The sequence below is a fragment of the Gordonia sihwensis NBRC 108236 genome (assembly GCF_000333035.1).
Taxonomy (GTDB): domain Bacteria; phylum Actinomycetota; class Actinomycetes; order Mycobacteriales; family Mycobacteriaceae; genus Gordonia; species Gordonia sihwensis.
Genome location: NZ_BANU01000009.1, coordinates 25,305 through 50,525, shown reverse-complemented (window position 1 = coordinate 50,525; position 25,221 = coordinate 25,305). Strand labels below are relative to the sequence as shown.

24 protein-coding genes are annotated in these 25,221 nt (G+C 68.0%); 17 read left to right on the top strand and 7 right to left on the bottom strand.

What is annotated here, in order from left to right; translation table 11 throughout:
- Window positions 1-33: 33 nt before the first annotated feature.
- From purM to GSI01S_RS06765, 3 genes are all read left to right on the top strand, one after another.
- Entirely contained in the window at window positions 34-1,119 is a 1,086-nt protein-coding gene (gene purM, locus GSI01S_RS06775) for a phosphoribosylformylglycinamidine cyclo-ligase (RefSeq protein ID WP_006895737.1), read from the top strand.
- Between the two features lie 193 nt (window positions 1,120-1,312).
- Window positions 1,313-2,527: a saccharopine dehydrogenase family protein gene (locus GSI01S_RS06770; RefSeq protein ID WP_006895736.1), complete on the top strand. Its 1,215-nt coding sequence runs from the start codon at window positions 1,313-1,315 to the stop codon at window positions 2,525-2,527.
- Window positions 2,524-3,441: an oxidoreductase gene (locus GSI01S_RS06765; RefSeq protein ID WP_006895735.1), complete on the top strand. Its 918-nt coding sequence runs from the start codon at window positions 2,524-2,526 to the stop codon at window positions 3,439-3,441. Before GSI01S_RS06770 ends, GSI01S_RS06765 begins: the two co-directional genes overlap by 4 nt.
- 27 nt (window positions 3,442-3,468) lie before the next feature.
- Here the strand turns inward: GSI01S_RS06765 and GSI01S_RS06760 are convergent, their stop codons facing one another.
- Window positions 3,469-4,599, bottom strand: a complete 1,131-nt coding sequence (locus tag GSI01S_RS06760) for a saccharopine dehydrogenase family protein (protein WP_006895734.1) — start codon at window positions 4,597-4,599, stop codon at window positions 3,469-3,471.
- A 58-nt stretch (window positions 4,600-4,657) separates the two neighbouring features.
- Window positions 4,658-6,259: a succinic semialdehyde dehydrogenase gene (locus GSI01S_RS06755; RefSeq protein ID WP_006895733.1), complete on the bottom strand. Its 1,602-nt coding sequence runs from the start codon at window positions 6,257-6,259 to the stop codon at window positions 4,658-4,660.
- Window positions 6,260-6,342: 83 nt separating this feature from the next.
- Here GSI01S_RS06755 and GSI01S_RS06750 point away from each other — a divergent pair, with 83 nt between their 5' ends.
- Entirely contained in the window at window positions 6,343-7,365 is a 1,023-nt protein-coding gene (locus GSI01S_RS06750) for an AraC family transcriptional regulator (protein ID WP_006895732.1), read from the top strand.
- Here GSI01S_RS06750 and GSI01S_RS06745 read toward each other — a convergent pair.
- The gene (locus tag GSI01S_RS06745) at window positions 7,331-8,224 is read right to left on the bottom strand and encodes an oxygenase MpaB family protein (protein WP_006895731.1); all 894 of its coding nucleotides are present in this window, start codon (window positions 8,222-8,224) and stop codon (window positions 7,331-7,333) included. The genes GSI01S_RS06750 and GSI01S_RS06745 overlap by 35 nt on opposite strands.
- Before the next feature lie 164 nt (window positions 8,225-8,388).
- Between GSI01S_RS06745 and GSI01S_RS06740 the strand changes: the two genes are divergently transcribed.
- A complete protein-coding gene (locus GSI01S_RS06740; protein ID WP_006895730.1) occupies window positions 8,389-8,964 on the top strand; it encodes a TetR/AcrR family transcriptional regulator in 576 nt (191 codons plus the stop codon).
- A 136-nt stretch (window positions 8,965-9,100) separates the two neighbouring features.
- Here the strand turns inward: GSI01S_RS06740 and GSI01S_RS19765 are convergent, their stop codons facing one another.
- From GSI01S_RS19765 to GSI01S_RS06730, 3 genes are all read right to left on the bottom strand, one after another.
- Window positions 9,101-9,280 carry a DUF3073 domain-containing protein gene (locus GSI01S_RS19765; RefSeq protein ID WP_006895729.1) on the bottom strand — a complete coding sequence of 60 codons (180 nt, stop codon included), beginning with the start codon at window positions 9,278-9,280 and terminating at the stop codon, window positions 9,101-9,103.
- A gap of 168 nt (window positions 9,281-9,448) precedes the next feature.
- Window positions 9,449-10,621 (bottom strand): CAF17-like 4Fe-4S cluster assembly/insertion protein YgfZ, encoded by a 1,173-nt coding sequence (gene ygfZ / locus GSI01S_RS06735; RefSeq protein ID WP_006895728.1) that lies wholly within the window; start codon window positions 10,619-10,621, stop codon window positions 9,449-9,451.
- A 29-nt stretch (window positions 10,622-10,650) separates the two neighbouring features.
- The gene (locus tag GSI01S_RS06730) at window positions 10,651-11,508 is read right to left on the bottom strand and encodes an SDR family NAD(P)-dependent oxidoreductase (RefSeq protein ID WP_039867115.1); all 858 of its coding nucleotides are present in this window, start codon (window positions 11,506-11,508) and stop codon (window positions 10,651-10,653) included.
- A 126-nt stretch (window positions 11,509-11,634) separates the two neighbouring features.
- Here GSI01S_RS06730 and GSI01S_RS06725 point away from each other — a divergent pair, with 126 nt between their 5' ends.
- The 5 genes from GSI01S_RS06725 (at window position 11,635) to cydC (ending at window position 18,569) form a co-directional block, all read left to right on the top strand.
- Window positions 11,635-12,489, top strand: coding sequence for an aminodeoxychorismate lyase (locus GSI01S_RS06725; protein ID WP_006895725.1), 855 nt, complete (start codon window positions 11,635-11,637; stop codon window positions 12,487-12,489).
- Between the two features lie 98 nt (window positions 12,490-12,587).
- Window positions 12,588-14,147 carry a cytochrome ubiquinol oxidase subunit I gene (locus GSI01S_RS06720; RefSeq protein WP_006895724.1) on the top strand — a complete coding sequence of 520 codons (1,560 nt, stop codon included), beginning with the start codon at window positions 12,588-12,590 and terminating at the stop codon, window positions 14,145-14,147.
- A gap of 12 nt (window positions 14,148-14,159) precedes the next feature.
- Window positions 14,160-15,203, top strand: coding sequence for a cytochrome d ubiquinol oxidase subunit II (cydB, locus tag GSI01S_RS06715; protein WP_006895723.1), 1,044 nt, complete (start codon window positions 14,160-14,162; stop codon window positions 15,201-15,203).
- Entirely contained in the window at window positions 15,200-16,927 is a 1,728-nt protein-coding gene (gene cydD / locus GSI01S_RS06710; RefSeq protein WP_006895722.1) for a thiol reductant ABC exporter subunit CydD, read from the top strand. The genes cydB and cydD overlap by 4 nt, the downstream gene beginning before the upstream one ends.
- The gene (gene cydC, locus GSI01S_RS06705; protein WP_006895721.1) at window positions 16,917-18,569 is read left to right on the top strand and encodes a thiol reductant ABC exporter subunit CydC; all 1,653 of its coding nucleotides are present in this window, start codon (window positions 16,917-16,919) and stop codon (window positions 18,567-18,569) included. The genes cydD and cydC overlap by 11 nt, the downstream gene beginning before the upstream one ends.
- Window positions 18,570-18,579: 10 nt before the next feature.
- Here the strand turns inward: cydC and GSI01S_RS06700 are convergent, their stop codons facing one another.
- Entirely contained in the window at window positions 18,580-19,197 is a 618-nt protein-coding gene (locus tag GSI01S_RS06700; protein ID WP_006895720.1) for a heme-binding beta-barrel domain-containing protein, read from the bottom strand.
- Window positions 19,198-19,519: 322 nt separating this feature from the next.
- On the opposite strand from GSI01S_RS06700, the gene GSI01S_RS06690 reads away from it, so the two are divergent.
- The 7 genes from GSI01S_RS06690 (at window position 19,520) to GSI01S_RS06660 (ending at window position 25,219) form a co-directional block, all read left to right on the top strand.
- The gene (locus tag GSI01S_RS06690; RefSeq protein WP_006895719.1) at window positions 19,520-20,215 is read left to right on the top strand and encodes a 3-oxoacid CoA-transferase subunit A; all 696 of its coding nucleotides are present in this window, start codon (window positions 19,520-19,522) and stop codon (window positions 20,213-20,215) included.
- Window positions 20,216-20,265: 50 nt separating this feature from the next.
- Entirely contained in the window at window positions 20,266-20,874 is a 609-nt protein-coding gene (locus GSI01S_RS06685; protein ID WP_439644232.1) for a 3-oxoacid CoA-transferase subunit B, read from the top strand.
- A 74-nt stretch (window positions 20,875-20,948) separates the two neighbouring features.
- The gene (locus tag GSI01S_RS06680) at window positions 20,949-21,857 is read left to right on the top strand and encodes a LysR substrate-binding domain-containing protein (RefSeq protein ID WP_006895717.1); all 909 of its coding nucleotides are present in this window, start codon (window positions 20,949-20,951) and stop codon (window positions 21,855-21,857) included.
- A gap of 116 nt (window positions 21,858-21,973) precedes the next feature.
- The gene (locus GSI01S_RS06675; protein WP_006895716.1) at window positions 21,974-22,366 is read left to right on the top strand and encodes a hypothetical protein; all 393 of its coding nucleotides are present in this window, start codon (window positions 21,974-21,976) and stop codon (window positions 22,364-22,366) included.
- 28 nt (window positions 22,367-22,394) lie between these two features.
- On the top strand, window positions 22,395-23,345 hold the full coding sequence (locus tag GSI01S_RS06670; RefSeq protein WP_006895715.1) for a ferritin family protein: 951 nt from the start codon (window positions 22,395-22,397) through the stop codon (window positions 23,343-23,345).
- Window positions 23,342-23,626, top strand: coding sequence for an MmoB/DmpM family protein (locus GSI01S_RS06665; RefSeq protein WP_006895714.1), 285 nt, complete (start codon window positions 23,342-23,344; stop codon window positions 23,624-23,626). Before GSI01S_RS06670 ends, GSI01S_RS06665 begins: the two co-directional genes overlap by 4 nt.
- Before the next feature lie 51 nt (window positions 23,627-23,677).
- On the top strand, window positions 23,678-25,219 hold the full coding sequence (locus GSI01S_RS06660) for a YHS domain-containing protein (RefSeq protein ID WP_006895713.1): 1,542 nt from the start codon (window positions 23,678-23,680) through the stop codon (window positions 25,217-25,219).
- Window positions 25,220-25,221 lie beyond the last annotated feature (2 nt).

Here is a 25,221-nt window from a genome sequence, read left to right as displayed (position 1 = left end):
TGTCAGCTGCAGAATTTCAGGAGAATCAAGAATATGACCGACGGGTCTGTCGACAAGCCGACGGCCGGCGCATCTTATGCGGCAGCGGGCGTGGACATCGATGCCGGCGAACGCGCCGTCGAACTCTTCGCACCTCACGCGAAGCGCGCGACCCGTCCCGAGGTCCTCGGCGGGCTGGGCGGCTTCGCCGGCCTGTTCTCCCTGAAGGGCGACTACCGCGAGCCCGTTCTCGCGGCCTCGAGCGACGGCGTGGGGACCAAGCTGGTCATCGCACAGGCCATGGACAAGCACGACACCGTCGGGCGCGATCTGGTCGCGATGGTCGTCGACGACCTCGTGGTCTGCGGCGCCGAACCGCTGTTCCTGCAGGACTACATCGCCGTCGGCAAGGTGATCCCCGAGATGGTCGCCGACATCGTCAAGGGCATCGCCGACGGCTGCGTCGACGCCGGATGTGCGCTGCTCGGCGGCGAGACCGCGGAGCACCCGGGTGTGATGGAGGACGGTCACTACGACATCTCCGCCACCGGCGTCGGTGTGGTCGAGGCCGATTCCATCCTGGGGCCGGATCGTGTCCGCGCGGGTGACGTGGTGATCGCGATGGGTTCGTCCGGCCTGCACTCGAACGGCTATTCGCTGGCGCGGAAGGTGCTGCTCGACTGGGGGCACATGGATCTGGCCGGTCACGTCGAGGAGTTCGGTCGGAGTCTCGGTGACGAATTGCTCGAGCCGACCCGCATCTACGCCAAGGACTGCCTGGCACTGGCTGCCGAGAGCGACGTCCGCACGTTCGCGCACGTCACCGGCGGCGGCCTCGCCGACAATCTGGCACGCGTGCTTCCGGCGGGCCTGTCCGCTGAGCTGGAGCGCAACACGTGGAGCCCGGCCCCGATCTTCTCGTTGATCGCCCAGCGCGGCCGAGTGGAGCGGGCCGAGATGGAACGCACCTTCAACATGGGCGTCGGCATGGTCGCCATCGTCGCTCCCGAGGACACCGACCGTGCGCAGGCGATCCTCACCGCACGTCATGTGGACAACTGGGTGCTCGGCACCGTCAAGCGCGGCGAACCCGGGGCTCGCGGCTCGGTGGCTCTGGTCGGCGATCACCCGAGGTTCTGAACCCGGCGCCGGTCCGGCGGATGGTTGTGAGGAACGGCACTTCATATGTTGACGCCGTTAACCTAGCGGGTTAGTCTCGCGTTGTCAGTGTAAACATCTTCTGGTGTTCCCCCGTGCCGTCGGTGTCGATCGCAGGCGGTGCTGCGCTGACGGGATCCGCACGCACTCGACCGTCAACAGATGGAGATCGACGATGCCCGACCTTCCCCAGAACCGCCGATTCGACCTGGTGCTCTTCGGCGCCACCGGATTCACCGGTGAACTCACCGCGGAGTACCTCGCGGAGCATCTGCCGGACGGGGCGCGGTGGGCGCTCGCCGGCCGGAACCGGGACAGACTCGATGCCGTCCGAACCCGCTTGGCGGCGATCGCTCCCGCGGCCGCCGAGCTCGAACTGCTCATCGCCGACACCACCGACCCCGAATCGTTGCGCGCGGTGGCCGAATCGGCTCGGGTCGTCATCACCACCGTCGGCCCCTACCTCCAGCACGGTGCGCCGCTCGTCGCAGCGTGCGCGGCCGCCGGTACCGACTACGTCGACCTCGCCGGTGAATCCGAATTCCTCGATCGGATGTACATCGCTCATCACGCCACGGCGGTCCGGACCGGTGCCCGTCTGGTGCACGCCTGCGGATTCGACTCCATCCCGCACGATCTCGGTGCATTCTTCACGGCCAAGCAACTGCCCGACTCCGCGCCCGCGGCCGTCCGCGGTGTGGTCCGCAGCAATGCGATGATCTCCGGCGGGACGCTGCACTCCGGACTCGGTCAGATCGCGCGGCCGCGGCAGATCCGTCGGGCCGCGGCCGACCGTGCCAGGCTAGAACCGCCGACGGTCGGGCGCCGCGCACGGGTGCGGGCCGGCGCTCCCCGCAGGGACGGCGTGCTCGGCCTCTGGCTCCTGCCACTCCCGACGATCGATCCCCAGATCGTCAAGCGTTCGGCCGGTGCGCGCGATGAATACGGGCCCGACTTCACGTACTCCCACTACGCGGGTTTCCGCAGGCTGGTGATGCTCGCGGCCGCGGCCCTCGGCGTCGCGACAGTCGCCGTCGCCGCGCAGATCCCGCCGCTGCGCCGCCTCATCGGCGCCTGCCTTCCCCAGGGCAGCGGACCGTCGCCGGCTCGCCGCGCACGCTCCTGGTTCTCCGTCGACTTCATCGGTGAAGGCGGTGGCCGGACGGTTCACACGCAGGTGCGGGGCGGCGACCCCGGCTACGGTGAGACCGCGAAGATGCTGGCCGAATCGGCCATGTGCCTGGCCTTCGACGACAATCCGAAGGTGAGCGGCCAGGTCACCACGGCCGCGGCGATGGGCGACAACTTGGTGCGGCGCCTGACCGATGCCGGGATGACCTTCGCCGTTCTGGACACCGACGGCGCACCGGTCGACGGGGTGCGATCGTGAGCTGGTCGACCGCGGACATCCCGTCTCAGTCCGGTCGGGTCGCGGTGATCACCGGGGCCAACGGCGGACTCGGGCTGGCCACCGCTCGAGCGCTGGCCGGGAAGGGCGCCCATATCGTGATGGCAGCCCGCAACCAGAGCAAGGCGCGCGACGCCGAGGAGACGATCCGGCGAGCCGCACCCGGTGCGTCGGTGGAGATCGTTCCCCTCGACCTCGCGTCGCAGGCGTCGGTGAAGCAAGCCGCCGAGACGGTCCTGGCCGGTCACGACCGCATCGATCTGTTGATCAACAACGCCGGAGTGATGGCGACACCGGAAGGCCGGACGGCCGACGGTTTCGAGACCCAGCTGGGCACGAATCATCTCGGACACTGGACGTGGACCGCGCTTCTGCTCCCCGCGGTGCGCCAGGCTCCGGCCGGGCGGGTCGTGACGCTCACCAGCATCGCCCAGCACCAGGGCGGCAACCTGGACCCGGCCGATCCGCATCTGCACCGCCGCTACCGTCCGTGGAAGGCGTACGGCAACTCCAAGCTTGCGAATCTGCACTTCGCGATCGGCCTCGACCGCAGGCTGCGCGCCTCCGGCGACCGGGCAATCGCGCTGTCGGCGCATCCGGGTCTCACCGACTCCGAACTGCAGTCCACCACCCATGCCTCGGGAGGCGGGGGAATCGCTGGGTGGCTCGGTGATGTGGGAGCCGACCTGGTCGGGATGACGACCGACCGCGGTGCGCTCAGTCAGTTGCGGGCCGCCACCGATCCGACGGCGCGCGGCGGAACCCTCTACGGTCCGGCCTTCGTCTCCTTCGGTCCGCCCGTGCGCAAACCGCTCTTCCCGTTCGGCGTCGACGCCGGGATCCGCGCACTGTGGGAGATCTCGGAACGCGAGACCGGGGTGCCGATCCGGCTGTGAGGCCGGTCGACACTCCGGCGGGTCCACTCACACCGGTCGCCGTGACCGAGGGTCTGCGCCGACGGTCAGCCCCATCTCGGCTCCCGCGGCGAGGATCGTCTCGAGGCCGAATGCTTCGACCGGTCCGACGACGCCCGGCTGCTCGCCGTGGCCCGAAGCGAGACGGTCGGCCGCCCACGCCATCAGCTCAGCGGTGAGGTCGTAGACGTTCGGGCCAGTGGCGTGGACCTCGGCCAGCACGGCGCCGCCGCGGTCGCGCGCCACCGCGACGGTGTGCGCGCCGCTGCGGGAACGCTCGGCGGCGTCCGGACCGCCGGGCGCTCCGCCGGAGCGGCCGGTCACGGCGGCGACGAGTCGTCGGCCGGGTTCGATGCGGACCGCGGTGTTCACGACGGCGGACAGCAGGCTCATGGCCCGGCTGAGCTCGGGGAACCAGCCGTTGTACACCTCGACGGATTCGAGGTGCGGAAACGCCGGAGGCAGGAACAGCACCTCGGTGCCGGTGGCGAGCATCGCCGCCTTGCGGCGAGCGCCGGCGTCGAAGGTCAGCACCCGGCTCGCGGCCCGCTGGTCCTCCAGCCGCCCGTTCTTCCAGACGGTGACCGGCAGCGTGATGGCGTCCGACATCGTGGCGCGGGTGCCGGAACTGAGACCGCGCCCGCGGCGCAGTGAGCCGTCGACGAAGTAGCCGATGTCGAGCGACCGCGCGGAGTCGCCGGCCTCCCGGGCGGCGACGGCTCCGGCCAGGACCCCCGGTACGTAGTCGTTGCCGAAGGCCGGAACCATGACGGCGCCGGTCTTGCGGGCCACGGCGTCGTGACGTTCGTGGATCGCGCGCACGAATCCCACTTCGCCAGTGGAGTCGACGTAGTGGGCACCCTGCTCGGCTGCCGCACGTGCGGCAGCGAATCCGAGCCGCTCGAACGGTCCGACGGTGGTCACGAGCACGTCACCCGGTTCCACCAGAGCCCGCACGCTGTCGAAGTCGGTGACGTCGGCGACCTGGGTGTCGAGTCCGCCGAAGCGTTCGGCGGTGGCGGCCAGCGCCTGCGGCCGCAGGCCGGCGATCACGGGTCGGGCGCCGCGGCGGACGAGCGCCTCCACCGCCAGCCCGCCGGCATAGCCGGTGGCGCCGAGTACAACGATTCTTCCGGTCATGTGAGCCCTCCTCGGGGGGATGGTAGGTCGCGGTCATCCGCCGGCGCGGGTGAACCGGTCAACGAACGCCGATTCTCTTGAGGGTCTTCAGTGCGACCGTCAGCATCGTCGCCCACGCCCGGTGAGAGATGCCACGCGGGGGAGTGAAACCCAGAACTCGCTGGTGAGCGATGGTTTGCGCTTCGGTGTACTTGAGCAGGCCCTCGGATCCGTGCCTGCGCCCTACGCCGGAGTCACCCATGCCGCCCATCGGCGAGTCGATGCTTCCCCATGCCGCGGCGAAGGCATCGTTGACGTTCACGGTGCCGGCGTGCAGGCGTGACGCGACGGCATGGCCGCGGGCCGCATCGCGGCTCCAAACGCTGGCGTTGAGTCCGTACGGTGTGGCGTTCGCGCGCGCGATCGCCTCCTCGACGTCGCTGAAGGAGTAGATCGAGACGACCGGACCGAAGGTCTCGTGATCGTAGAGCGTCATCTCCGAGGTGACGTCGGTCAGAATAGTCGGCTCGTAGAACAGCGGTCCGAGATCCGGGCGGGCCCGGCCGCCGGCGAGGACCGTCGCGCCTTTCGCGACCGCGTCTTCGACGTGCGTTGCGACGGTCTCGAGCTGCGACTGCGTGGTGAGGCAGCCGACGTCGCTCCGGAAGTCGTAGCGTCCGCTGAGTTGCAGTGCGCGGGTGCGCTCGACGAATGCGGCGACGAATTCGTCGCGGACGCTTTCGGCGACGTAGAGGCGTTCCACCGACACGCACAGCTGACCCGTGGATGGGAAGCAGGCGCTGACGGCACCGTCGGCGGCACGGGCGATGTCGGCGTCGTCGAGCACGAGCATCGCGTTCTTCCCGCCGAGTTCCAGCGACGCTCCGATCAGTCGCTCGCCGGCCTCTCGCGCGATGTGCCGGCCTGCGGCGGTGGAACCGGTGAACATCATGTAGTCGGCGTTGCGCATCAGTGAGTCGCCGATGGAGCTGCCGCGTCCGACCACCATCTGCCAGAGGTCGTCGGGCAAGCCGGCCTGATGCATCAGATCGAGGGCCCACAGCGCCGTGAGCGCTGTCTGGGTGTCCGGCTTCTGCACGACGGCGTTGCCTGCGAGCAGTGCCGGGATCGCGTCTCCCGCGGCCATGCTGAGCGGGTAGTTCCAGGGCGAGATGATGGTGACCACGCCCTTGGGATGGCGGAGTTCGGTGGTCCGGGTCAGCAGGGGGATCGCGCCACGACGACGCGCGGGTGCGAGCAGTCGGCTCGCGCTTCGCGCGTAGTACCGGGCGGCGATGGCGATGTCGGTGACTTCGAGGAAGGCGTCGCGCCTGGTCTTGCCGCTCTCGGCTTGGATGAGGTCCATGACCTCGTTCCGACGGTCGAGGACGAGGTCATGGAAGCGCAGGAGAATTCGCTTGCGTTCGCTGACGGGAGTCGCGGCCCACGATGCCTGGGCGTGCCGGCCGCGGGTGAAGGCCTCGTCGACATCGGACGGCGTGGAGACCGGCAGGTCGGCGAGGGGCGCGCCGGTGTAGGGGATCGTCGTACCGACGCGCGCGGCTGTCGGAGCCGCCGCGATACGGCTCGTCAGGTGCGCGATGCGGGGCGGCGTCAGCGATGCGGGCAGTCCGGAGACTGCGGGTTCGGACGTCGAAGGGGAAGATGAACGGACTGTCATCGGTGGGCTCCCATGAAGGTTATCGGTGTTAACATACGAGGGTAGCGATGGATGTTAGCACTGTCAACAAGGAGGGTGGGGCTGTGGCTGCTCCGGCGTGGAGAAGTCTGCGGCGCGGCACGTCGGGCGGCGTCGCGAGTCTGGTGGAACTCGGTGAGGGTCATGGGCTCGATCCGGCTGACTGTCTGCAGGGAAGCGGACTGCGAGAGAGTGACCTGCGTGTCGACGGGGCGGTGGTCCTGGCGGAGCAGGAACTGGCAGTGATCGCCAACATCGTCTCGCTGCTGAACGACCCGCCCGGTCTCGGCATCGAGGCCGGGCGGATGGTGAATCTGGGAAATCTCGGCATCTTCGTGTTCGCGATGCTCTCCAGCGAGACGCTCGGGGACGCGGTGGAGGTGGCGACGAGGTTCGCGAGTCTGACCAATACCTACTCCGACCTGTCGGTGACCTACGACGAGAGCGGCTCGGACGTCCGGCTCGAATGCTCGTTCGGCGACGTGCACGACGACGTCCGGCCCTTCATCCTCGAGCGTGATCTGACGGTCATCGCCGGTCTGGTGCCGATGGTGCTCGGCGACGTCGTCCTGCCGCGGGTGGAGGCGGAGGTCGATCGGGCGCGTGGGGCTCTCCTCGCCTCGGTGCTGCCGACGGAGGAACTCGTCTGCGACGCGGGACGCACGGCGCTCGTCGTGCCGCGCGAATGGATGAGCCGCGGCCTTCCCCACGCGGACGCCGAGACCGCACGCCGGTGCATCGCCCAGTGCGAGCAACAGCTCGAGCAGCGCCGCCTCGGTGCGCGATCGCTCGTGTGGGCGAGGCTGCACGCCAGTGACGAGCCGGTGCAGTCGCTGACCCGACTGGCCGGCGAACTGCACGTCGATCGCCGGACCCTGCAGCGCCGTCTCGCTCGCGAGGGCACCACGTTCCGGGCGTTGCTCGAGGAGTCCAGACGGATCCGCGCCGCCGAGGCGTTGACCGGCACCGACCGTCCGGTGGCGGAGATCGCGGCTGGGCTCGGATACGCCGAGACCGCGGCCTTCACCCGCGCCTTCACCCGGTGGTACGGCGTCACGCCGACCCGCTACCGGGCGCGGAACGCGTGAGCTCGCCCGCGGAACCTGCGGGCCGGACCGCGGTGTGACGATCGGGGAGCACTTCGCGGACCACGAAGAACGCCGCCCGGACCACGGCTCGCATCGTCGTCGTCACGACGGGCCGCGGCTTCGGCAGGCCGAGTACCTCGAGTACGTGGTCGTCGTGCAGAGAAAGAATGAGAGGCATTGCGAGCCAACGGAACCCGCGCGGGAGGACCCGTTCGCCGAACTGTGCGACGAGGGTCTCGCTCACCCGGTGGCCGGCTTCGGAGGGAGCGAACCAGGCTGGGTCGGCCTCGTAGGCCCGCATCGCCCGGATCATGCCGTCCCATGTCTCGGGCATGTCTCGGACGCCCAGATACTCGCCGATCGTCCGCCAATGCCGCACCTGAGCTTCCTTCTCCACGTCGGTGAACCCGGGCGCGCCGACGATCTCGGTGAGGCATTCGATCTGCACGGTGAAGTAGGCGATGGTGTGGATGAAGGTCTCGTTCGACATCGAGTAGTGCCGCGCGTAGCTGTCGTGGATGCGCTTGATCTCGGCGGCGGAGCTGCGGGCCTGCGGGCTCCCCGCACCGTCGTACATCCATCCGGTGAGATAGCGGATGGTGTCGTCGGTGCGCCGGTCGCCGTGGTGATAGACCTTTCCTTTCCCGTCGCGATCGACGGCGGCGGCTCCTTCGAGCTCACCCATCACCCGCATGAGGGATACGGTGAACAGCAATTCGAGGAAGACCCGTTCACCGACGGGCGGAAGCAGCGACTCGAGCGTCAGTCGGACGATCCGTTCGCTGTCGGCGACTGGGTCGAGGGTCGCGATCTCGCGGCGTATCCATTTGCGGGGAACTGCTCGGCGGGTGTTCGTCATGTCAGTCGACGCTAGTGGCGGCCGGGGCGGCACTGAAGGCTGCGAGGCGACCGGTATTTGATACTTTGCGACAGTCCGTGACGCTCGCGGCTGTGCCACGGGCTGCGGTGGCCGGGTCGGGCACAGACGAGCCGAGACCGCGGCGATTGTTAGGGTTGTTGACTGTGCCGACCTCGTACCACCACGGTGACCTGCCCGCAGCGCTCGTCCGGGCGGCGGTGGAGATTCTGGAGGAGGGCGGTGCAGGCGACCTCTCGCTCCGCGCGGCGGCACGGCGCGCCGGGGTGTCGAACGCGGCACCGTACCGTCATTTCGCCGATCGGCGCGCCCTTCTGTCCGCCGTGGCCGCGGTGGGATACCGGGACCTGGCGATCGAACTGGCCGCAGTTCATCCCGCGCCCGCATCCGCGGACGATCTGGCCGACGTCGGGATCGCATACGTACAGTTCGCGCTGTCGCGGCCGGGCCTGTTCCGGGTGATGTTCGCCGAGCCGTGCGACCCGGCCGATGAGGAACGGACCTCGGCCGCCGAGACCATCAACGCGTACGTCGAATCCATCGTGGCGCGGGTCTTCCCCGATGCCGAGCCCGAGCCGATGGCCGTCGCAGTGTGGGCGCTCGTGCACGGCCTGGCGTTCCTGTATCTCGACGGCAAGTTCGATTCCGGAACGCCGGGCGACGTGGACGAGCGAGTGCGCGCGGCGGTTCACGCGGTGCTCTCGGCGACCCCGCGGACATGACGACCGCGCGGGTCGGCGCGACGCGAGAAACCCCGCGTCGCAGGACGACGCGGGGCTCTACGAATGTCAGGCCATCAGTCTGGGCATGAGCGCCCGGGCTGACCGCCCGTACGAGCGGGTGCGTGCGACAGCGCCGTCAGGCGTGTCGCCACTCCTCTTCACTGTTCCAGCTCTCGCTGTCCGACCACGAGTCGTGGGACTCTTTCCTGCCACCAGAGAGTTCACGCTGGAGACTATCGAAGTCGGTACTCGGAGCGGAGTACTTCAGCTGACGTGCAACCTTCGTCTGCTTTGCCTTTGCCCGGCCGCGGCCCATGTGGGACCCCCTCGCACAGTGACGGGGCGGCCATCGGTGTGGCGGCCCCGTTCTATTCGTTAATAGTTTTCGTACCGACAGTCTAGCGCGGAGTACGGATTAAGTCTCATCGCCTGACCGTCGAACATCGAAAACGCTCGAACCAGCGGCTTCCCGTGGCCGCACGTGTCAGCCGCGGCCCCGCAGACGGTCGACGGCGGCGCGGCCGGGCGGCACTTGGTCGTCGGGCGTGTACAGCACGGGGTCGATGCGGGCGGTCGCGGAGGTGTCGGGCGAGGCGGCATCGCCGACGACGAGTTCGGCGTCGGCCGGAACGTTGCGCTTCACCAACGCGAGCGCGATGGGACCGTTCTCGAAGTGATCGACGACGGTGCCGACCCGGCCCACGGTCCGGCCGCCGGCGCTGACCTGATCGCCGGTAGCCGGGCGGTACGCGGAGCTGCCGTCCAGATGCAGCAGCACCAGCCGCCGCGGCGGGCGGCCCAGGTTGGCGACGCGGGCGACCGTCTCCTGACCGCGGTAACAGCCTTTGTCCAGATGCACGGCGCCGGCCTCGTCGGGGCCGCCGATCCAGTCCACCTCGTGCGGAATCGTCCGCTCGTCGGTGTCGATGTGCAGGCGCGGCCGCAGGGCGTTCACCCGCAGCGCTTCGTAGGCCCACATGCCGGCCGGCGCGGCGCCCGCCTCGGTCAGCAGTCGCCACCACTCTCGGAGATCGGGTTCGGGGACGATGAGATCGACCACAGGTGTCGAGCCGTTCTCGCCGATCCGCGGCATCACGCGCCAGAAGCCGAGCGGCTCGTCGTCGTGGCGGAGCTCGGGCAGGTCGCCGGCCTGGTAACGCTCGGCGTCGGGCGGGAGCGCGATCGCCTCGGCGACCGGGCCGGTGAGGATGTCGGGACCCAGCAGGGTCAGCACCGCCATGTCGGGGCGCGCCGTCGGCGTCACCTTGGCCCAGAACACCATTCTGGTCAGGAACTCGGTGAGCGCCTGTCCTCGCTCGGCCTCGGTGTCGATCCATGTGGTCTCGTCGATGTCGGTGAGGACGAAGTGGTCCTCCACCCGTCCGTTGCCGTCGAGCGAGAGGTCCTCGGCACTGCGCCGATCGCCGAGCGCGGTCAGATGCTGCGAGGAGATGGTGTGCAGCCAGGTGAGCCGCTCCGGGCCCGACAGTTCGATCACGGCGCGATCGGAGCGGTCGACAATGGCCGCGCCGCGTGTCGCCGCCCGTTGCTCGCCCAGCGGGTCGCCGTAGTGCCAGGCCACGCCGGGACTCGGGTCTCCCTCCGGAGTGGGGACGGCACTGGGATGCGAATTGAGGATCGGCGACACGGAGGTCATGTCCCGAGTGTACGAGGCCGCCCGCTGGTTCAGTCGATGACGGCAGAGGAGAATTCGGGTGGGTCGCCGAGGAAGGGCCGATGCGACGGGGGAGTGCTGCCATCGACGTCGGTGATCCCGTACTCCTGCGCGAGCTCCGCAGCCACCAGCACCCGCCCCGAGTACTTCATCCGGTCCCGATCGCGGGACAGTGCGTCGATCACGCGTCCCGGGAACTCCACCGACTCGGCGGTCGCGACCAGCCCGTCGTAGAGGTCGGGCCGGGCACTGAAGGCGGCCATGTTCACCTCGGTCTTGAGCAGCCCCATCCACAGCGAGACGACGGCGACGTCGAAGGGCTTGAAGTCGACAGCCATGTCGTGCGCCATCTTGTCGACGGCGGCCTTCCCGGAACCGTAGGCCGGACCGTGCATGTAGCAGGTGCCGCCGAACGAGGAGGTGTTGACGACGAGCCCGCCGCCGGACTCGGTGAGGAGCGGCGCCGCGTAGTAGGTGGCGACATAGGTGGAGCGCAGGCCGACGCCGTGCAGGCTCAGGAGGTCGAGTCCCTTGGTCCAGAACGGTCCCTTGTCGGTGAGCCCGGCGGGCAGGGCGATGGCATTGTTGACCAGGACGTCGAGCCGTCCGTGGTCGTTGCCGATCCGGTCGAAGAGGGCTTGGACCCGAGTGTCGTCGTCGTGGTCGACGGCCACCGCAATTCCCGTCCCGCCGCGCTCATCGATCTCAGCCGCGGTCTGGGTGATGGTGCCCGGCAGACTGGTCTGCCCGGCGGCCGTGGTGCGTCCGGTCACGTAGACGGTGGTACCCGGCTGTGCGAGCGCGAGGGCGATTCCCTTGCCCGCTCCCCGGCTGGCGCCGGTGACGACGACGATCCGTTCATTGCTCATCTGTCGGTGGTACCCGGTGTCGGACGCATTCGCCAAGGGATTCTCCCGATGAGCGGAATGTCGGCACGCAGATTCCGGCGCGCGGAATTCAGCCGGCCGCACGCCGTTCCATGACATCGTTGTCGCATGCAAGTCGTCCTTGTGTCGCCTGAGGGCGAGGTCGCTGACCCGGATTCACCCGTCCTGCACGCGGACGATCTCGGAATCGTGCACGGCGACGGGCTCTTCGAGACCATGCTCGTGCGCGAAGGGCGAGTCTGCGGGCTCGACCGGCATCTCGCGCGGCTCACGGCGGCCGCGCCCGTCGCCGGCCTGCCCGCGCCGGATCCGGGGCGAATCGAGGCGATGGTGCGCACGGGCGTCCGCGAGTGGCGGTCGGTCCATGCCGGTGAGGGCATGCTGCGGCTGGTGTACACGCGTGGACGCGAACACGATCCGTCGGGTGATCCGACCCTGTACCTGACGATCGCGCCCGTCCCGGACCGCGTCGAGTCCGCTCGGCGGCACGGCGTCCGCGCGCTGACGCTGCCGACCGCGTATCAACCCGGGCTCGCCGCCACGTCGCCGTGGCTGCTCTCCGGGGTCAAGTCGCTCAGCTACGCCGCCAACATCGCGGCCCTGCGTCACGTCCGCGGACTGGGCGTCGACGACGCGATCTTCGTCTCGGCGTCGGGCACGGTGCTGGAGGGTCCGCGCAGCACGGTGGTCGCGGTGATCGACGGCGCACTCGTGACGCCGCCGCGCGACGACGGCGTGCTGCCCGGAACCACACAGGACGCACTGTTCGAACTCGCCGAGAGCGAAGGGATCGGGACGGACCAGCGGCCGTTGACCGTCACGGAGGTGTACTCCGCCGACGAGGTGTGGCTGCTGTCGTCGGTCACCCTCGCCGCGCGTGTGCGCGAACTGGACGGGCGGGCCTGCGGAGCCGGATCGGTGATCGACGTCGCTGATCTGGTGCACAGGTCAGCGGGGTCATAGGCCCAAAGGCCGTTGCCTGCATCACGCACGCTTTACAACTGAACAAGGGCTACTACCGTGTGTAGTAACGCCCATCCTCGGGACGAATTGAGGTCGCAGTGAGTGTTGTAGACATATCCAGATGGCAGTTCGGTATCACCACCGTCTACCACTTCATTCTGGTGCCGCTGACGATCGGCCTCGCGCCGCTCATCGCGATCATGCAGACGGTGTGGCACCGCACCGGCAACGAGCAGTGGCTCCGGGCCACCAAGTTCTTCGGCAAGATCTTCCTCATCAACTTCGCCCTCGGCGTCGCGACCGGCATCGTGCAGGAATTCCAGTTCGGCATGAACTGGAGCGAGTACAGCCGGTATGTGGCCGACGTCTTCGGCGCACCGCTCGCCCTCGAAGGGCTGATGGCCTTCTTCCTCGAGTCCACGTTCATCGGTCTGTGGATGTTCGGCTGGGGACGGCTCTCGCGCCGGCTCCATCTGGCGTGCATCTGGCTCGTCGCGATCGGTGTCAACGCCTCCGCCTACTTCATCATCGCGGCCAACTCGTGGATGCAGCACCCGGTCGGCGTCGAGTGGGATCCCGAACGCGGACGGCCCGCGATGAACAACTTCATCGCAGTGATCACCAACAACACCACGCTCGTCGCGTTCCCGCACGTCATCATGGGCGCCCTGCTGACGGCGTCGACGGTGGTCGCCGTGGTCGGTCTCTGGTGGATGGCGCGCAACACCTACCGCGCGTCGAAGATCGAGGAAGCCGCCAAGATCGGTGACGAGTCGATCATCCCGGCGACCACGTCGCCGAGCCAGGTCGGTGCGTCGCCGGAGAAGCTCCGCCACGACAACGCCACCCTGTGGAGACCGGTGAGCATCTTCGCACTCTGGGTGATCATCGGCTCGGGACTGGGATTGTTCATCACCGGCGACATGCAGGGCCAGCTCATGTTCAAACAGCAGCCGATGAAGATGGCCGCGGCCGAGTCGCTCTGCGAGACCGAGACCGGAGCGTCCTTCTCCGTGCTCAGCATCGGACGGCAGAACAACTGCGACAACATCGAGCACATCATCACCATTCCGAACATGCTGTCGTTCCTGTCCGACCACAGCTTCGACTCCGAGGTGAAGGGCGTCAACGAGCTGCAGAAGCAGTACCAGGAAGCGCTGAACATGCCGGGCCAGAACTTCGCGCCCAACCTGTTCGTCACGTACTGGAGCTTCCGCGCCATGATCACCTGGGCGCTCGGCTCAGTGGTCGTCGCCTTCGGCGGACTGTGGTTCCTGCGGAAGAAGCGCACGGAGGTTCCGAGGTGGTTCGGGCGTCTGGCGCTGTGGACGCTGCCGACTCCGTTCCTGGCGAATGCGTCCGGCTGGATCTTCACCGAGATGGGCAGGCAGCCGTGGGTGGTCGTCCCCAACTGGGCCGACGCCGACGGAGATCCGCTCAGGATCCACATGCTGGTGCAGGACGGTGTCTCGAACCACACACCGCCCATGGTGTGGGCCACGCTGATCGGGTTCACGCTGCTGTACGGCGCGCTCGGGGTGGTCTGGTTCTACCTCGAACGGCGCTACGTGATCGAAGGTCCCAGCGACAAGGACGCCGCAGCGCCCGACGTCGGCTCGGACGACGACGAATCCGCCGAACTCTCGTTCGCGTACTAAGAGGAGCATCCGATGAGTCTTGAGAACTTCTGGTTTCTGGTCATCGCGGTCCTGTTCACGATGTACTTCGTCCTCGAGGGCTTCGACTTCGGCGTCGGCATGCTGATGTCCTTCCTCGGACGACGCTCCGAGCCGGACGGCGACAAGCGCAGGCGAGTGCTGCTGAACACCATCGGACCGGTGTGGGACGGCAACGAGGTGTGGCTGCTCACCGGCGGCGGCGCGCTGTTCGCGGCCTTCGGCGGCTGGTACGCGACGATGTTCTCCGCGTTCTACCTGCCGCTCTTCCTGATCCTGATCGGCCTGATCGTGCGCGTGGTGGCCATCGAGTGGCGGGGCAAGATCAACGACCCGCGCTGGCGCTGGTGGTGCGACTTCGGCATCGGACTCGGATCGTGGATCCCGGCGATCCTGTGGGGCGTGGCATTCGCGAACGTGGTGCGCGGACTGCCGATCGACGCCGACCACCAGTACACGGGCGGCTTCTTCAACCTGCTGAACCCGTACGCGTTGCTCGGCGGCGCGACCACCCTGCTGGCCTTCCTCACTCACGGTGCGGTCTTCGTCGCGCTCAAGACCGCCGGGCAGATGCGTGACGATGCGCAGACCTTCGCGGCCCGGCTCGCCGTGCCGACCGCCGTGGTCGCAGCGGTGTTCCTGATCTGGACGCAGCTGGCGTACGGGCACGCCTGGACCTGGGCGATCGTCGTGGTGGCCGCTGTCGCGGCGGTGGGCATGGTGATCGCGACGGCCGCACGGCGCGAGGGCTGGGCGTTCGTCGCCACCTGCATCGCCATCGCCGGAACCGTGGCGATGCTCTTCGCGTCGCTGTTCCCCGCGGTCCTGCCGTCCACCACGGACGCCGCGTACGACCTGACGATCGCGAACACGTCGTCGAGCCACTACACGCTGGTCATCATGACGTGGGCCGCGGCGATCATGACACCGGTGGTCATCGCCTACCAGGCCTACAGCTACTGGGTCTTCCGCAAACGGCTGTCGGTGGACCAGATCCCGCCGTCGGTGGGCCTGCCGCTGCAGAGCACCGGTAAGTGACCGAGCCCCGGGCCACGTCTCGTCGCCGGCCGCCGCTCGACCCGCGACTGCTCCGCGCGTCGCGGTCGGCGCGGCGGTACGTCGTGGCCTCGGCGGCGTTCGCGATCGGCAACGTCGTCGCGGTGGTCGCCTCGGCCATCGCCCTGGCCGGACTGCTGTCGGAGGTGATCACCGATCCGGCGGCGCGCGGGTTCGCTGCTCAGTCGGTGCACCTGACGGTGCTCGCGGTGGCACTGACCGCCCGCGGCGCGATGAGCTACTTCGGTGATCGGGTGAGCCGGCGCGCCGCTCACGCGACCATCGACGAACTGCGCGTCGCAGCGCTCGACACTCTCACCGATCCCGGGCAGACGAGTCCGCGGCGGTTGCTCGACGAGCGCGAGCACGCGCTGACGGTGGTGCTGCGCGGACTCGACCGGCTCTCCGACTACCTGTCGGGGTATCTGCCGGCCCTGCTGTCGACGGTCGTCATCACCCCGCTCATCGTGGTGGTGGAACTGTGGACCGACCCGATCTCCGGCGTCATCATCATCGTGACCCTGCCGCTCATCCCGGTGTTCATGGTGCTCATCGGACTGGTCACACGAGACCGCACCCGGCGGAAGCTGGCGGCGATGAGCCGGCAGAACGCACAGCTGGTGGACCTCATGACCGGATTGCCGACGCTGCGTGCGCTCGGTCGTGCACAGGGGCCGGCGGGGCAGGTCGCCGAGCTGGGGGAGCGTCTGCACCGCAGCACGATGGGTTCGCTGCGGATCGCCTTCCTCTCCGGGGCCGTCCTGGAACTTCTCGCCACCCTCAGCGTGGCCCTGGTCGCCGTCAGTATCGGATTGCGGCTCGTCTTCGGTGAGATGAGCCTGTACGCGGGAGTGCTCGCATTGGTGCTGGCGCCCGAGGCCTACCTGCCTCTGCGCCAGATCGGCGCGCAGTTCCACAACGCCGAGGACGGTGTCGCGGCGGCGGACGACGTTCTCGATCTCATCGAGTCCGGACGCGCTGCTTCACGTGGAACAGCGCGCGCAGCCGCGAGCGGCGAGGCCGAGGCGAGCAGTCGGCCCGGTGAGGTCGGCGTCACGGTGGAACTCGATCGGCTCGGCATCCGCGGCCGCGACGGCTGGGCGCCGCGGGGCCTGTCGGCGACGGCGCGGCCCGGAGAACTCACCGTCTTCACCGGCCCCAACGGCGCGGGCAAGTCGACCGTGCTGGCCGCGGTGCTCGGACTTCACACGCCCGACGAGGGGCGGGTGCTGATAGCCGGTCGCGACCTCGCCTCGCTCGATCGGGACGCCCACTACGGTCGGCTGGTGTGGCTGCCGCAGCATCCGGTGATCGTCCCCGGAACCGTGGCCGAGAACCTGGATCTGTTCGGCGAACTGCCGAAGGACGCCGTCGCCGAAGCGATGCGCGCCTCGGCCTTCGACGAGGTCCTCGCCGATCTGCCCGACGGAATGGACTCGGTGCTCGGCTCCGGCGGCGCCGGACTGTCGGCGGGCCAGCGACAGCGACTGGCGCTGACCCGAACGCTGGCCTCACCCGCGCCGCTGCTGTTGCTCGACGAGCCGACGGCGCATCTCGACGAGGGCACCGCCGGCCGGGTGATCGCCGCACTCGTCGACCGCGCGAGAGCAGGCGACACGGTGATCGTCGTCTCGCATCAGAAAGGCGTTCTGTCGGCGGCCGACGCGGTGGTCGACTTCGCGAAGGAGCTCTCCGATGGCCGCTGACCGCTCGCACGATCCGATGCTCGCCGCCCTCGCCTTCACCGGAATGCGCGGGCGCGTTCTGGTGATCCCGATCCTGCTCGGCGCCGCCGGAGCGCTCTCGGCGCTCGGGCTGGCGGCACTGTCCGCCTGGCTGATCACGCGCGCGTGGCAGATGCCACCGGTGCTCTACCTCTCTGTCGCGGTCACCGGGGTCCGGGCGCTCGGCATCTCACGCGGCGTGTTCCGCTACGTCGAACGGCTCGCCACGCACGACGTGGCACTGGCGGCGATGGCCGACGCACGCACGCGGATGTACCGCGCGCTGGCGCAGGGCTCGCCGGGCTACACCGTCGGCCTCCGGCAGTCGGAGCTGATGGCGCGTACCGCCGACGACGTCGATGAGATCGGCAGTGCGGTGATCCGCGGACTCGTCCCGATGGCTGTCGGGGCGGTGACATCGGTGTCGGCCGTGGCGATCATGGCCTTCGTCTCGGTTCCCGCCGCGATCGTGCTCGCGGTCGCATTGCTGGTGAGCGGTGTGCTCGCGCCTTGGCTGGCCGCGCGCGGGGCGGCCGATAAAGTCGCTGCCGCCGCGCGCGCCCGCGACGATGTCGTCGAAGCCACGTCGTCACTGCTGTGGCACGGCCCGGAACTGGCGGTCGCGGGGGTGCGCCGATCCGTGCTGGGGACGGTCGCTGCAGCCGATCGCCGTGCCGCGGACGCCGAGAACGCCGGTATGCGCCGGCAGGCGGCGGCCCAGGCGGTGACGCCGATCTCGATGGGCGTGAGCGTGGTCGCTGCGGCGATCATCGCGGTGCAGCTGGCGTCCGGGCTTCCCGGATCGCTGGCCGACGTCGCGTCGGGCACGGGTGTGACGCCGATGGTCTTCGGCATCCTGTTGCTTCTGCCGTTGTCGTCGTTCGAGACGACCGCACCGCTCACCGAAGCCGGCATGGCGTGGGAGAGCGGCCGCCAGGCCGCTCGGCGGGTGCTGGCACTCGTCGACGGCGCATCCGACGGTGACCGCGAGGCCGCCGACCCGGTCGTCGACCCGCGTCCGGTGACTCTGACTGCGGAGTCACTGCGGTGGGGATGGACCACCCCGCTGGGGGAGATGGACGACTTCCGCGTGGGCCCCGGGGAGCGTCGGGTGGTCGTCGGACCGAGCGGTGTCGGCAAGTCGACGCTGCTGATGACCTTGGCGGGGCTGCTCCCGCCGCTGTCCGGGACGGTGAGCGCCGGCCCCGGGGAACTACGCGAGCACGTCTGCTACTTCGCCGACGACGCGCACGTCTTCTCCACCACCGTCCGGGAGAACCTCCATGTGGCACGCGGCGACGTCTCCGACGACGAGATGCGCGCAGCGCTCGAGAGAGTGGGGCTGGGTGAGTGGCTCGGCGGTCTGCCAGACGGGTTGGGAGAGAAGCTGACCGGTGGGGGCGGAGCGTTGTCGGGCGGTCAGCGGCGCCGACTGCTGCTGGCGCGGGCCTTGCTGCACCCGGCTCCGGTGGTGCTGCTCGACGAACCGACCGAACACCTGGATGCGGGCGATGCCGAGCGACTGCTGTCGCTCATCTGCGGTGATCTCTTCGGCGAGCGCGCCGTGGTGGTGGTGACGCACCAGGACGTGTCACGGATCGACGTGCCGGTGGTGCGGTTGTGAGACCCGAGGGTCAGCCGACGACGCGGCGGAGCTTCGCGGACAGTCGCGGCGTCAGTTCGCCCTCGGCGTCGACGCGCTCCTCCACGTAGGCGAGGTCGCCGTCGGGGACCAACCCGAACAAGCGCTTCGCTCCGCCGGTGTGCGACCCGGTCTCGGAGCGGATGGTGACGTCGGTGGTGAGATTCCACGACGTCTGAGTGAGCGGACGGCCGTAGTAGAGCTCGATGGAGCCCTCGGCATGGGTCAGCAGCAATTCGATCTCGTCGTCCTCGCTGATCCGCCAGAAGCCGGACTCTCGGAGGTCGGGCCGCACGTACGCGCCGTCGTCGTCGATGACCCAGGATCGGGCCTGCCAGACGAGGTAATTGCCGCCGTCGTGCGAGACGATGATCTGCTGACCGAACTGATAGTCGTCGCCGGTCACCGGATCGTGCCCTTCGCCCTGTCCCTCCCAGACGCCGACCATCGGCAGGAGAGCGAGCAGGCCGGAATGGAGATCGGGACCCTCGCGGAGGTTGGCGGTGTCCGGAGGAACGGGCAGATCGCCGACCGGCGTCAGGTTCTTACCTGCGGTCTGCTGAGCGCGTTGCTCGGCGTCGGAGATCGCTTCGTTCCCGGAGCGCGTCATGACTCGTCGTTGACCAGTCGGTAGACGGTGTACAGCGCGAACCAGATGATCAGCAGCGAGGCCAATCCGAGCAGGATTTCAAAGAAGAGGACCACGCTGCCGATAGTACCGCGCGCCGGTGGCGTCACCGAAACGAGTCGTCCGACTGCTTCCTAGATCACAGTGGTCGCCACGCTCGCCGAATAGTGAAATCCATCAGATATCAATAGTGCCTCAATGAGTAATTGCCAGTCTGAATCGGGAGGCATAGCGTCGTAGGGGTAGCACTCGGACCGCCGGAACGGAACGCGTCCCGACGGCCGACCGACCGAGGAGGGCACCAGTGAGCGCCACCGTCTTCTGCGGAGACGTCGACGAAGCCGTGGCCGGCATCGCCGACGGGTCCACCGTTCTGATCGGCGGATTCGGACTGGCGGGTATGCCGTTCGATCTGATCGACGCGCTGATCCGGCAGGGGGCCACCGACTTGACGGTGGTGAGCAACAATGCGGGCAACGGCGACCACGGACTCGCCGCGCTGCTCGCGGCCGGCCGGGTCAGGAAGATCCTCTGTTCCTTTCCCCGGCAGTCGGACTCCTGGGTCTTCGACCGCCTGTACCGCGCGGGCGAGATCGAGCTCGAAGTGGTGCCGCAGGGCAACCTCGCCGAACGGATGCGGGCGGCCGGTGCGGGTATCGGTGCGTTCTACTGCCCGACGGCGGTCGGCACTCCGATCGCCGAGGGCCGGGAGACCCGCGAGATCGACGGTCGGACGTATCTGCTGGAGTACCCGATCAAGGGCGACGTCGCTCTGATCGGCGCGCATCGCAGCGACCGCGCGGGCAACCTCGTCTACCGGAAGACCGCACGCAACTTCGGGCCGGTCATGGCCGCGGCCGCCGCGACCACCGTCGTCCAGGTGGACGAGGTGGTGCCGGTCGGCGGGATCGATCCGGAAACCGTCGTGACACCCGGCATCTACGTCGACCGGGTGGTCGCGACTCCCACTCGCCGATTCGCCGTGGAGGGCGCACGATGACCGATCGACTGATTCACGCTTCCGGGGCGCTTCGGATGGCCGACGCGCCGATGACGAAGGAGCGTCTCGCCGCGCGTATCGCCGCCGACATCCCGGCCGGCTCCTACGTCAACCTCGGCATCGGTCAGCCGACCCAGATCGCCGACCATCTCGACCCCGCGGCCGGGATCACCCTGCACACCGAGAACGGGATGCTCGGGATGGGGCCGCAGGCGACGGGTGACGATGTGGACCTCGACCTCACCAACGCGGGCAAAGTACCCGTCACCGAGTTGCCGGGCGCCTCGTACTTCCACCACGCCGACTCGTTCGCGATGATGCGGGGCGGCCACCTCGACGTATGCGTCATGGGCGCCTTTCAGGTCTCCTTCGGCGGCGACCTGGCGAACTGGAGCACCGGTGCGCCGGACGCGATCCCGGCGGTCGGCGGAGCGATGGACCTCGCGATCGGCGCCAAGCAGGTGTTCGTGATGATGACTCTGTTCGCCCGCAACGGCGATCCGAAGATCGTGCCGCAGTGCACGTACCCGCTGACCGGACTGTCGTGCGTCGATCGCGTCTACACCCCGGAGGCCATCATCGACGTCGGGGACGACGGCGCACAGATCGTCGAGACCTACGGTGTCGATCCCGTGGAGCTGCTGGACCGGTTGACGTAGCTCTCGTCGGAGAGTGCTCGGCGAGCGAGGATCGCCGTCTACAGTCGATTCGACCGGAACGGATCGGTGATCTCTTGGAACTCAGGCATCTGCGGTATTACGTCGCTGTCGCGGAGGAATGCCATTTCGGCCGTGCGGCGCAGCGGCTTCACATTGCGCAACCGCCGCTCTCGCAACAGATCAAACAGTTGGAAGCCGACCTGGGCGTGGTCCTGCTGAATCGCTCGACGCGCAAGGTGGAACTCACCGAAGCGGGGCGCCGCTACCTCGATCGAGCCAAGGAGATCCTCGCCTCGGTCGATGCCGCGGCGCAGGAGGCGAACCGAGTCGCGGTGGGCGAAGTCGGCCGCGTCGCCATCGGTTTCACCGGTTCGGCTACCTACCACATGCTCCCCGCCATCGCGCGCACGCTGCGGGTCGAACTTCCCGACATCGAACTCGACCTCCAGGGCGAAATGCTCACGCCCCGGCAGGCGGCGGCGCTGCACGACGGCACGATCGATCTCGGCTTCCTCCGACCGCCGGTGCACGACCGCTTGCTGCGATACGAGGTAGTCACCACCGAGCCGATGATCGCGGTGATTCCACGCGCGCATCGGCTTGCCGAAGAGGATTCGATCGAGATCGCCGATCTCGCCGACGAGGTCTTCGTGACCTACGCGGGTTTCAGCCGGTCGGTGGTCTTCGAAGTAGTGGTCGACGCCTGCCAGCGGGCGGGTTTCACACCGACGATCCGGCACGAGGTCGGTGAGACCGCGACTCTGGTGTCGTTCGTCGCTGCCGGCCTCGGCGTTGCGCTGGTTCCGCAGTCGGTGCAGCACATGCAGATAACCGGTGCGGTGTACGTCCCGCTGCACGGAGAGGTGCCGACCGTCGAACTCGCGATGGCGATGCGATCGGAGCCGCCGTCGCCACACCTCGAGCGGGTGCTCACGTGTCTGCGCGAGGCATTGCCGCAGATCGGGGCGGGAACACTCAGCTAAGACTGGGTAGGTCTTAATGGGGCCATTTCTGATACTTCACACGTCCTCAAGTGTGTGTGACGCTCATCTCAACGCATAAGTGTCTATGCGGTACGACATACGGCGGAGGAGATGGCGTGACCCCATTCATGCATCAGGTGCAGGACCTGCTGAACGGACAGGACTGCGCGGCACCACATACCGTGCCCAGCGAAGAGGTGACCGTCGCCGAAGCGGCGGACACCCAGGTGATCATCCGATCGCTCGCCGAACAGTTGGTGAGTGAGGCGAACGCGATCCTCTCGGGCAGTCGCGAGTGCGACGGGGTCATCTCTCTCGTCGACCAGACAGGACCCGGCGCCCTCGCCTTCACGCTGGGCTACGCCGATCGCAGCGCCCGGATCGAAACCGTGGTCTCAGGCCACACCGCGACGGCCCAGCTCGTCGTCGGCGGTGTCTCGCAATCGCGGCGACTCGCCGGTGAGGACGAGGTGGCCGCTCTGGTTCTCGACCTCATCGCGGGCAACTGATCCCTCCATTCCCAGCCAGGAGACATCGATGCAATTCGAACTTCGTTACCAGACCATCGAACCGAAACGACAGACGTACCAGAACATCATCGAGCGCTTCGGCGACGAGCCGGCCACGCGCTATCAGGAGGCCACGCTCGACATCGAGCCCCGAGAGAACTTCCATTACCGCCCCACGTGGACGCCCGACCACGAGTTGTACGACGCCGGGTACTCCGCGCTGAAGCTCACCGATCCCTACGCGTTCGCCGACCCTCGGCAGTTCTACTACACCCCGTACGTCACCAACCGAGCCGCTCTGCACGACGAGTTCGGCAAGACCCTGGCCTACCTGGAGAACCGCGGCCTGCTCGCGAAGCTCCCCGGAGGCTGGGCGAAGGTGCTGTCTGAAGTGGTGGTGCCGCTGCGCCACTACGAGGCCGGCGCCCAGTTGGTCAGCGTCGCGGGCTCTCGCTTCGCGTACGGCACGTCGCTGTCGCAGTGCGCGAGCTTCGCTGCGTTCGACCGTATCGGCAACGCGCAGATGCTCTCGCGTGCGGGTATCGCGGCGGGCGGTGGTACCGCGGAGGTCCTGAAGGGAGCCAAGCAGACCTGGATGACGGCCGACCACCTGCAGCCGCTGCGGCGCCTGGTCGAGGAGATCATGGTCGTCGACGACTGGGCCGAGGGCCTGCTTGCGATCGACGCCGTCGACAGGGTGCTGTACCCGGCCGTCTACAGCGGACTCGACGATCGCGCGCTGCTCGGTGGAGCGGGCGCCTACAGCCTGTTCGCGCAGTACCTGACGACCTGGTTCGCCGACCAGCGCAAGTGGCTCGACGCGCTGATCAAGTGCTGGCGGGTGGATCCCGACCACGGAGACGACAACGTCGCGGTCCTCGATCGGATCGAGGAACTGTGGGGTGCACGCGCGGCCGAGGCGGTGGGAGCGCTCACCGAGGTCGTCGACGGCGCCGTCGGAGCGGAGGTTCCGGAATGACCGCCGCAGTCCGCCCGGTCGGTATCGACCTGCAGGAGTCGGAGGAGAACCGCGCACTGGTGGCCGCCATCCGTGCCGACAATCCGGAGGTGTCCGTCCGGCACCTTCCCGGGCTGGTCAAGTTGTCGGCGCCCGGCCGGATAGTCATCAACCGCGAATCGGTGGAGGCCCAGCTGGGGCGCGAGTGGGAGACCGGTGAGTTCCAACTCGCCATCGTCACCTACACCGGCAACTTCGCCGAATGGGACGACGACCAGATCGTCGTCGCCTGGCAACACTGAACCGGATCAGCTGTCCCCGCATTCTGAAACCTCACCAGGAGATCACTTCACATGACCACCGCCAAAGCTCCGAACCGCCCCAAGAAGCTCCCGCTCAAACAGCGGTATTCGCTGCTCACCCGCGACCTCGACTGGGAGCCGTCGTACGTCGATCGCGAGGACCTCTACCCGTACACGCGATACGAGGGCATCAAGATCCACGACTGGGACGGCTGGGAGGACCCGTTCCGCCTGACCGTCGACGCGTACTACAAGTACCAGGCCGAGAAGGACAAGCGCCTGTACGCGGTGCTCGACGGTTTCGCGCAGAGCCAGGGACATCTCACCGTCTCCGATGCCTCGTACCTGAACGCCATCAAACTGTTCATTCAGGGCGTGACGCCGCTGGAGTACCAGGCGCATCGCCACTTCGCGTACCTCGCCCGCTATCTCGAGGGCCCCGCACCGCGATTCGCGGCGCTGTGCCAGAGCGTCGACGAACTGCGTCACTGCCAGACGCAGGTCCACACGATCAGCAATTACAACAAGTACTACTCGGGCTTTCACTCGTGGTCGCAGATGCACGATCGGGTCTGGTATCTGTCGGTGCCGAAGTCGCTGTTCGACGACGCGATGACGGCCGGGCCCTTCGAGTTCCTCATCTCCATCTCGTTCAGCTTCGAGTACCTGCTCACCAACCTGCTGTTCGTGCCGTTCATGTCGGGGGCGAGCTTCAACGGCGACATGCCGACCATGTCGTTCGGCTTCTCCGCGCAATCCGACGAGAGCCGCCACATGACGCTCGGCCTCGAGGCCATCAAGTTCCTGCTGGAGCAGGACGAGGACAACGTCCCGATCATCCAGGAATGGATCGATAAGTGGTTCTGGCGGGCATACCGGATGTCGGCTCTGGTCGCCGGAATGATGGACTACATGCTTCCGAAACCGGTGATGAGCTGGAAGGAGGCGTTCGAACTCTACTTCGAGGAGCAGATGCTCGGTGGCCTGTTCCCCGATCTGGAGTTCTACGGCATCCGCCCGCCGCGCCACGTGCAGGACGCGATCGCGGAGAAGGACAAGCTCTCGCACGAGGTCTACAAGATCCTGCACAACTTCTCCTTCGCGGCCTCGTTCACCACGCAGATCCCCACGCCCGATCACATGAACTGGCTGTCGGAGCAGTACGGCGAGACCTTCGACACCCACTACGGGCCGAACTGGGAGAAGCACCGCCGAGTGGAGGAAGCCGGCGGACGGGTCTTCTTCCAGGGGCTGCCTCAGCTGTGTCAGGTATGCCAGGTGCCGATGGCGTTCACCGAGCCCGGCGACCCGACGACCATCTCGTTCCGGCGCAGTGACTACGAGGGGGAGACCTACCACACGTGCAGCGACGGATGTCAGTGGATCTTCGAACGCGAACCGGAGAAGTACGTGCAGGCGTGGTTGCCGGTGCATCAGATCTACCAGGGCAACTGCGGTGGACCGACGGTGCCGGAGGTTCTCGAGTGGTACGGCATCCAGGACGGAGACAACGGCGAGTACAAGGATTCGCGCGACCATCGATCGTGGCGCGAATGGCACCAGGACGGCCGGTCCGAGAAGCAGGAGGCATGAGA

What these genes read in the sequence shown, in the direction of transcription:
- GSI01S_RS19765 (WP_006895729.1), bottom strand. Translation starts at nt 9,280, where the DNA reads ATGGGCCGCGGCCGGGCAAAGGCAAAGCAGACGAAGGTTGCACGTCAG.
- cydB (WP_006895723.1), top strand. Translation starts at nt 14,160, where the DNA reads ATGAGTCTTGAGAACTTCTGGTTTCTGGTCATCGCGGTCCTGTTCACG.
- GSI01S_RS06725 (WP_006895725.1), top strand. Translation starts at nt 11,635, where the DNA reads ATGCAAGTCGTCCTTGTGTCGCCTGAGGGCGAGGTCGCTGACCCGGAT.
- GSI01S_RS06760 (WP_006895734.1), bottom strand. Translation starts at nt 4,599, where the DNA reads ATGACCGGAAGAATCGTTGTACTCGGCGCCACCGGCTATGCCGGCGGG.
- GSI01S_RS06755 (WP_006895733.1), bottom strand. Translation starts at nt 6,259, where the DNA reads ATGACAGTCCGTTCATCTTCCCCTTCGACGTCCGAACCCGCAGTCTCC.
- GSI01S_RS06660 (WP_006895713.1), top strand. Translation starts at nt 23,678, where the DNA reads ATGACCACCGCCAAAGCTCCGAACCGCCCCAAGAAGCTCCCGCTCAAA.
- GSI01S_RS06700 (WP_006895720.1), bottom strand. Translation starts at nt 19,197, where the DNA reads ATGACGCGCTCCGGGAACGAAGCGATCTCCGACGCCGAGCAACGCGCT.
- GSI01S_RS06770 (WP_006895736.1), top strand. Translation starts at nt 1,313, where the DNA reads ATGCCCGACCTTCCCCAGAACCGCCGATTCGACCTGGTGCTCTTCGGC.
- GSI01S_RS06670 (WP_006895715.1), top strand. Translation starts at nt 22,395, where the DNA reads ATGCAATTCGAACTTCGTTACCAGACCATCGAACCGAAACGACAGACG.
- purM (WP_006895737.1), top strand. Translation starts at nt 34, where the DNA reads ATGACCGACGGGTCTGTCGACAAGCCGACGGCCGGCGCATCTTATGCG.
- cydC (WP_006895721.1), top strand. Translation starts at nt 16,917, where the DNA reads ATGGCCGCTGACCGCTCGCACGATCCGATGCTCGCCGCCCTCGCCTTC.
- GSI01S_RS06745 (WP_006895731.1), bottom strand. Translation starts at nt 8,224, where the DNA reads ATGACGAACACCCGCCGAGCAGTTCCCCGCAAATGGATACGCCGCGAG.
- GSI01S_RS06665 (WP_006895714.1), top strand. Translation starts at nt 23,342, where the DNA reads ATGACCGCCGCAGTCCGCCCGGTCGGTATCGACCTGCAGGAGTCGGAG.
- ygfZ (WP_006895728.1), bottom strand. Translation starts at nt 10,621, where the DNA reads ATGACCTCCGTGTCGCCGATCCTCAATTCGCATCCCAGTGCCGTCCCC.
- GSI01S_RS06685 (WP_439644232.1), top strand. Translation starts at nt 20,266, where the DNA reads ATGACGAAGGAGCGTCTCGCCGCGCGTATCGCCGCCGACATCCCGGCC.
- GSI01S_RS06730 (WP_039867115.1), bottom strand. Translation starts at nt 11,508, where the DNA reads ATGAGCAATGAACGGATCGTCGTCGTCACCGGCGCCAGCCGGGGAGCG.